The 6,071-nt window shown below is 61.0% G+C and carries 6 protein-coding genes; all 6 read left to right on the top strand.

The features are described from left to right. Positions 1–17 precede the first annotated feature (17 nt). The 6 genes from DBY20_08260 to rnr all read left to right on the top strand — a co-directional run bounded on the left by DBY20_08260 (position 18) and on the right by rnr (position 5,991). Entirely contained in the window at positions 18–551 is a 534-nt protein-coding gene (locus DBY20_08260; protein ID PWL78297.1) for a hypothetical protein, read from the top strand. Positions 552–556: 5 nt separating this feature from the next. After that, positions 557–1,030, top strand: coding sequence for a hypothetical protein (locus tag DBY20_08265; GenBank protein ID PWL78298.1), 474 nt, complete (start codon positions 557–559; stop codon positions 1,028–1,030). 51 nt (positions 1,031–1,081) lie between these two features. After that, entirely contained in the window at positions 1,082–2,641 is a 1,560-nt protein-coding gene (locus tag DBY20_08270; GenBank protein ID PWL78299.1) for a flavodoxin, read from the top strand. Between the two features lie 117 nt (positions 2,642–2,758). Continuing rightward, positions 2,759–3,217, top strand: a complete 459-nt coding sequence (locus tag DBY20_08275; GenBank protein PWL78300.1) for a hypothetical protein — start codon at positions 2,759–2,761, stop codon at positions 3,215–3,217. 26 nt (positions 3,218–3,243) lie between these two features. Next, positions 3,244–4,068, top strand: coding sequence for a hypothetical protein (locus DBY20_08280; protein ID PWL78301.1), 825 nt, complete (start codon positions 3,244–3,246; stop codon positions 4,066–4,068). 9 nt (positions 4,069–4,077) lie between these two features. Then, positions 4,078–5,991 carry a ribonuclease R gene (rnr, locus tag DBY20_08285; protein PWL78302.1) on the top strand — a complete coding sequence of 638 codons (1,914 nt, stop codon included), beginning with the start codon at positions 4,078–4,080 and terminating at the stop codon, positions 5,989–5,991. The last annotated feature ends 80 nt before the right edge of the window (positions 5,992–6,071 follow it).

The following is a 6,071-nucleotide window of genomic DNA, read 5'->3' on the forward strand; positions in this document are numbered from 1 at the left end:
AGCCGTTGCAACGCGAAATGATGCACATTCGAACTACGAACACGGAAAGAGTCATGAACATAAACGTAGCAAGATCGCTGGCTGCATTCGGAGTGGCGGGCGCGCTCATACTCGGCTCGAGCGTACCTGCCCTTGCAGCCGAAGATGACGCGACGATTGACGGCAAGCTCATGGGAGCCGTCACCCGCACCCTCAACGACGCGGCACTCGCCTCGGGAAGCGCCATCGACGCCCAGAGCTATCTCGGTAACTTCGACGAACCCCTCGAATGGACAAGCTGCGGTGCCAGCACCTACGGCATCGGCGACGGGCTCATGGGCTCGGGCTGCTCGGATGGCAGCATCGTGACCGAAAGCTCCATGGGCGTGGCGCATAAGACGCTTCCCCTGGGCACCCAGATCCAGATCATGTACGACGGCAAGGTCGTGAACGCGACCGTGCATGACCGTGGCCCCTTCATTGCGGGACGCGACCTTGACCTGCAGCCCGCCATTGCGTGGGCTCTCGACTTTGACGGCGTCGGTACGGTCCAGTACCGCGTCATGGCGTGAGTCCCATGGACGCGCTCGAAATCCAAAACATATGCGTGCGCAATGGCGCACTCGACCTTGAGGTCGGCATGGCAATCGACACGCTGCATGTCACCGAGGAACAGGCCAACCGTATCCTCGAACTGCTCCCCAACCTTGCGAACCATGTCTGCGTGAACGGCGCGGGCGATGGCAGCTTCGGCGACGAAATCGTGGGCACGGAGCTTGCGCATCTGCTTGAGCACGTCATCATCGAGCTGCAGGGCAAGGCAGCTCCGCAGGACCGCCAGCTTGCCGGGCACACGTCATGGCTCGAGGAGCTCGAGGTAACGGCTCCCCAGGGTTACGCCCTCATGCGCACGACGGTGTCCTTCGCCAACGACTTCGTCGCGCTTGGGGCGATGAACTGCGCCATCGAGATCATCGCCTGGGCGTTCGAGCCCGATGCGGATGACATGCCCGATGTCGATGGCATGATCGCCTTCCTTGCCGCGATGTAGGCGCAAATCTATACTCTTCCCAAGACGTCATCTGCGTTCTGAGGAGGCACCATGCACTGCGAACAGAAGCTCGCCGAAGGCCTGTATTGGATTGGCGGAGACGACAAGCGTCTCGGGTTGTTCGAGGCTAGTCATCCAGTGCCGCACGGCATGTCTTACAACAACTATCTGCTGCTCGACGAGAAGGTCGTGCTTTTCGACACCATCGACCGCGCGGTCGAGGAGCGCTTCTTCGAGACGGTCGACTATCTGCTTGACGGGCGCAAAATCGACTACATCATCGTCTCGCACATGGAGCCCGACCACAGCGCCACGCTCGGCGCCATGGCCGCCATGCATCCGGAGGCCCAGCTCGTCTGCACCAAGGTTTGCAAGACGCTCATCGGGCAATTCTTCGACCCCGAGCTCGCGGCCCGCTGCATGGTCGTGGGCGACGGCGACTCCATCGAGACCGGAACGCACACGCTCGCCTTTGCGACGGCCCCCATGGTGCACTGGCCCGAGGTCATGGTCACCTACGATGTCGAGGATAAGATTCTGTTCTCGGCCGACGCCTTCGGCTCCTTTGGCGGTTTGGACGGACGTCTCTTCGATGATATGTACGATTTCGAGGACGAGCTGCTCGACGAGGTGCGCCGCTATTACGCCAACATCGTGGGCAAGTACGGAACGCAGGTCAACGAGCTCCTCGACAAGGCCGACACGCTCGACATCAAGATGATTTGTCCGCTGCATGGCCCCATCATCAGGGACAACATCGATCTGATTAAATCCAAGTATCGCAGCTGGGCGAGCTACGAGCCCGAGGATGAGGGCGTTGTCATTGCCTACGCCTCGGTCTACGGGGGCACGCGCGATGTGGCCGAGAAGCTCGCCTTCAAGCTGAGCGATGCGGGCATTCACGACCTGGCCCTCTACGACCTGTCCGTGACCGATCCGAGCTACGTGCTGGCCGACGCCTTCCGCGCGAGCAACATCGTGCTGGCCTCCGTCACCTACAACGCGGACGTGTTTCCCAAGATGAAGGAGCTTGTCGATTGCTTCGTCGGACATAACCTGCGTCGCCGTCGCTTCTCGTTTATCCAGAACGGCAGCTGGGGTCCCATCGCAGGCAAGAAGATGATGGATGCGGTCGAAGCCATTCCCGAGCACGAGATTGTGGGGGAGCTGTTCACCATCAAGTCGCGCATGACCGACGAACAGGACGGAGAGCTCGACGCTCTCGCGCAAGCCATCGTGGATTCGATTCGCAACCCGGAAGCGCCCATCATGGCCGACGTGCAAAATGTCGCGCCCGAACCCACGCCCATCGTGGGCGCCGTCAAGCCGCAGGCAGCTCCGCCGAGCAAGGAGCCGGTGCGCGCCAAGGGCGATATGCCCATCGCCCCGGGTATGGAGGGCAAAGTGCGACCGCTTGATACGCCTGCGGGCCCTGCCGATGATGACGGCCCTACCACCAAGGTCATCCAGATCTGGCGCTGCACCTTCTGCGGCTATCAGGCCGAGGTGCCCAAGGGGACGGACATGGACACCTTCGTGTGCCCGGTGTGCCTCAAGTCCGGGCCCGGCCAGTTCATCCTCGTGCGCGAGAAGATGGTCCCCATGAAATGAGACAATGTCTCTGAGCAACTGTCCCATTATTTGTAGGTTCGATAAAATGCGGGTTTCTTCTCCCCATATACATACGGGGGTGGTAACCTAACCACATTGTGTTTCTGCTTGAATACAATGATTGTCACCAGCAATCCCAGGAAGGGCGTGGTTATCATGAACAAGCCTCTCGTTTTCACTCTCGGAGCCGCCGTAGGAGCTGTTGCAGCCCTGCTCCTTTCGCCTAACTCTGGCGAGCGCAACCGTGAGATCGTTGCAGACAAGGTCGACTATTACACCGCTCATGGCGAGCAGGTTTTTCAGCAGACGGCCGATACCGTCCGCAACAAGGTCCGTGGCGTCGCAGATGTCGCCACCAACGCCGATGCAGATGACATCCGCGAGAAGATTAACGAGGCCCGCGATCGCATTGCCGAGCAGATCACGCGCAATAGCTCCGTGCCGCAAGACGTTGCCGCCGATGTCTCCGATGTCGCCGCAGATGCGGCAGAGAGCGTTTCCGAGGCCGCAGATACTGCCGCGGATGCAGCAGAGGGTGCTGCCAAGGCCGCTGCGGACGCTGTCAAAAGCAAGTAACGCTTCCGGCGTAACGCCAATCGCATATGCCTTCAACTGACGATGCCCATAAGCTGCACGTCTACGTGCGCAATTCCAAAGGCGAGCTAAAGCGCTTCGGTCGTGTGCGCGCCACCGTCTTTCATCCGAACGAGCCCCGCGTTGTGGGGCTCGTCATCAAACGCCCCGATGCGCTGCTCATGGTCAAGCGCAAGGAGCGCTTCGCCGCCATCGATCGCATCGAGCCCGTCGAAGGCGGCATCAGCGTTGTCGATGCCGCGGATTCCTGGGATACCGAGGCGTGCAAGCGCTTGGGTGTCGATTACGATGCGTGCATCATCTGGGAGTACATGCCCGTGCGCACGGAGTCCGGCCAGGAGATTGGCCTCGTGAGCAACGTGGTATACAGCGGCGACGATTACACGATTGAACACATCGACATATCGGCGAATTCGGCAGATCGTGTGCTGCTGGGAAGCTCGCTCATCCCTCACGAGCAGATCGTCGGGTATCGCGATGGCGCCATCATCGTCAAGGATACCGAGGCAGATGTCGAGGAGACGGGCGGAGCGGCAGCGGCGGCAGGTGTCGCCTGGGCCAAGACCAAGCATGCTGCATCGCAGGGCACGAAGAAAGCCGGCGAGGCCATCAACGAGGGCGCGTACAAAGCCGGCGAGGTGATTGGTGCCGTGCGCGACAAGGCGAGCAAGGCCGCCGAGGAGCATGAGGCCAAAAAGCGTGAGGCCCAGGAGCGTGGGGAGTACGTTGGCGTCGACAAGGCGGCAAACCTTCTTGGCAAGCAACTTGGCCGCGCATCGGGCATGTTCAAGAGCTTCAAGGAGGAGTTCGACAAGGCCTCCCACGACGACTAAGGGGCTGCCATGGCACGACGCAGAGCATACAGAAACCATGGTGCATCGCGCAGGTCGGGCGTAGGTCCCATCGGCACTATCGATATCCTTGCCCGTGGGTACGCGTTTTGCGATACCGACGAGGGCAGCTTCTTCATCCCCAAATCCGGGCTCGGAGGCGCCATGCCCGGCGACAAGGTCGAAGTGCGCGTGAGCTCGCGTGACGTGCCGCATGGCGCAAAGCGTACGGCCCGGGTGGTGCGCGTGGTGAGCCGCGCGACCGAATACCTCATCGGCACGCTCGAGATCAACGACCCGCTCGCCGTGGTCGTCGCCCAAGACCCGCGTGTGCGCCACGATCTCTTTATCACGGACGGTCGTCTGGAGGGTGCCCAGGACGGGGACGTCGTGCTCGCGCGCATCACGAGCTATCCCGATCGTCATCAGCCCATGCAAGGCTACATCGTCGAAGTGCTCGGCGCGGCGGATGCTCCGGGCATGGACGTCGACATCATCATCCATAACCTTGACTTGCCCACGAAGTTTAGCCCCCAGGCGCTCGAGCAAGCCGAGTCGATCGAAGTCGACGTGGAGGCAGCCCTTGCCGAGCACGGCAGGCATGACCTGCGCATGCGTGACATCTTCACCATCGATCCGGCAGATGCCAAGGACTTCGACGATGCGATCTCGCTCGACGAGGTCGATGGCATGCTGCGCCTTGGCGTGCACATCGCCGATGTCTCGCATTATGTGGATTGGGACGATCATATCGACATATGTGCACGCGACCGTGCGACGAGCGTCTACCTGGTCGATCGCGTGCTTCCCATGCTGCCCGAGAAACTCAGCAACGACGTGTGCTCGCTCAGGCCGGGTACCGATCGCCTGACCATGACCTGCGACATGTACCTTGACCAGGCAGGTACGGTCAAACGATACGAGATTTACCCGAGCGTCATCTGCAGCAAGCGGCGCTTTAACTATGACGAGGTGCAGGAAATTCTCGATGGCCTGCGTGATGACCCCTACGCTCCCAAACTCAAACGTTTCGATGCGCTTGCAAAGCAGCTGCTTGCCCTGCGCATCGAGCGCGGGGCCATCGACTTCGAGACGGTCGAAGCCAAGCCAAAGCTTGACGAGCGCGGCATGGTGACGCATGTCGAGTTGCGTCACAAGACCGAGGCGACCTCGATGATCGAGGAAGCGATGATTCTCGCCAACGAGACCGTTGCGCGTCATGCGCACAGCAACCACATCCCCTTCGTGTATCGCGTGCACGAGCCACCGAAGGCAGCGGCGCTCGAGTCGCTGCTCATCCCGCTGCGCGAGCTCGGTTACAACGTCTCGGAGTTGGCCACGGGCAATCCCATGGCCTTCCAGGATGTGCTCGACGAGGCGCGCGGCACGCGCGAGGAGCCGCTCGTGAATCACCTTGTGCTTCGTGCGATGGAGCGAGCTTTCTACAGCACCGAGCCCATCGGTCACTTTGGCCTTGCTTCCACGTTCTACTGTCATTTTACGAGTCCCATCAGGCGCTATCCCGACCTCATGGTGCATCGTTTGCTCAAGGACCCGCATGCCATGGAGACCCACCTGCAGTGGCTTGCAAAGCATTCCTCGAAGATGGAGCGCATCGCCGAACAAGCCGAGCGCGATAGCGTCGAGCTCAAGCTCTGCGAGTATCTTGCCGAGCATGTCGGCGAGGTCTTCACGGGAACGATCTCGGGCGTTGTGCCACGCGGCCTGCACGTGCGTCTCGAAAACACGCTCGAGGGCTTCGTGCGCTTCGATTATCTGCATGGTGAATACCACGAGTTTGACCCGCTCACGCAGACGCTCGTTGGCGAGGAGACGGGGCGCACCTATCGTATCGGCCAGCAATTGCGCGTGCGCGTCGAGGAAGTCGACCCGCGTGAGCGCAGCGTGTCGTTCTCGATTGCGTGAACGACTGCGACGTGTGAAGGGGGCGGGGGTGACAGCGGGGACGGGGGTTCTGTCACGTCCATGGACGTGACAGAACCCCC

The sequence above is a fragment of the Coriobacteriia bacterium genome (genome assembly GCA_003149935.1).
Classification (GTDB): Bacteria; Actinomycetota; Coriobacteriia; order Coriobacteriales; family QAMH01; genus QAMH01.

Excerpts from the sequence above, each read along its gene's own strand:
- rnr (PWL78302.1), top strand. The coding sequence starts at position 4,078 with ATGGCACGACGCAGAGCATACAGAAACCATGGTGCATCGCGCAGGTCG.
- DBY20_08280 (PWL78301.1), top strand. The coding sequence starts at position 3,244 with ATGCCTTCAACTGACGATGCCCATAAGCTGCACGTCTACGTGCGCAAT.
- DBY20_08265 (PWL78298.1), top strand. The coding sequence starts at position 557 with ATGGACGCGCTCGAAATCCAAAACATATGCGTGCGCAATGGCGCACTC.
- DBY20_08275 (PWL78300.1), top strand. The coding sequence starts at position 2,759 with ATGATTGTCACCAGCAATCCCAGGAAGGGCGTGGTTATCATGAACAAG.
- DBY20_08260 (PWL78297.1), top strand. The coding sequence starts at position 18 with ATGATGCACATTCGAACTACGAACACGGAAAGAGTCATGAACATAAAC.
- DBY20_08270 (PWL78299.1), top strand. The coding sequence starts at position 1,082 with ATGCACTGCGAACAGAAGCTCGCCGAAGGCCTGTATTGGATTGGCGGA.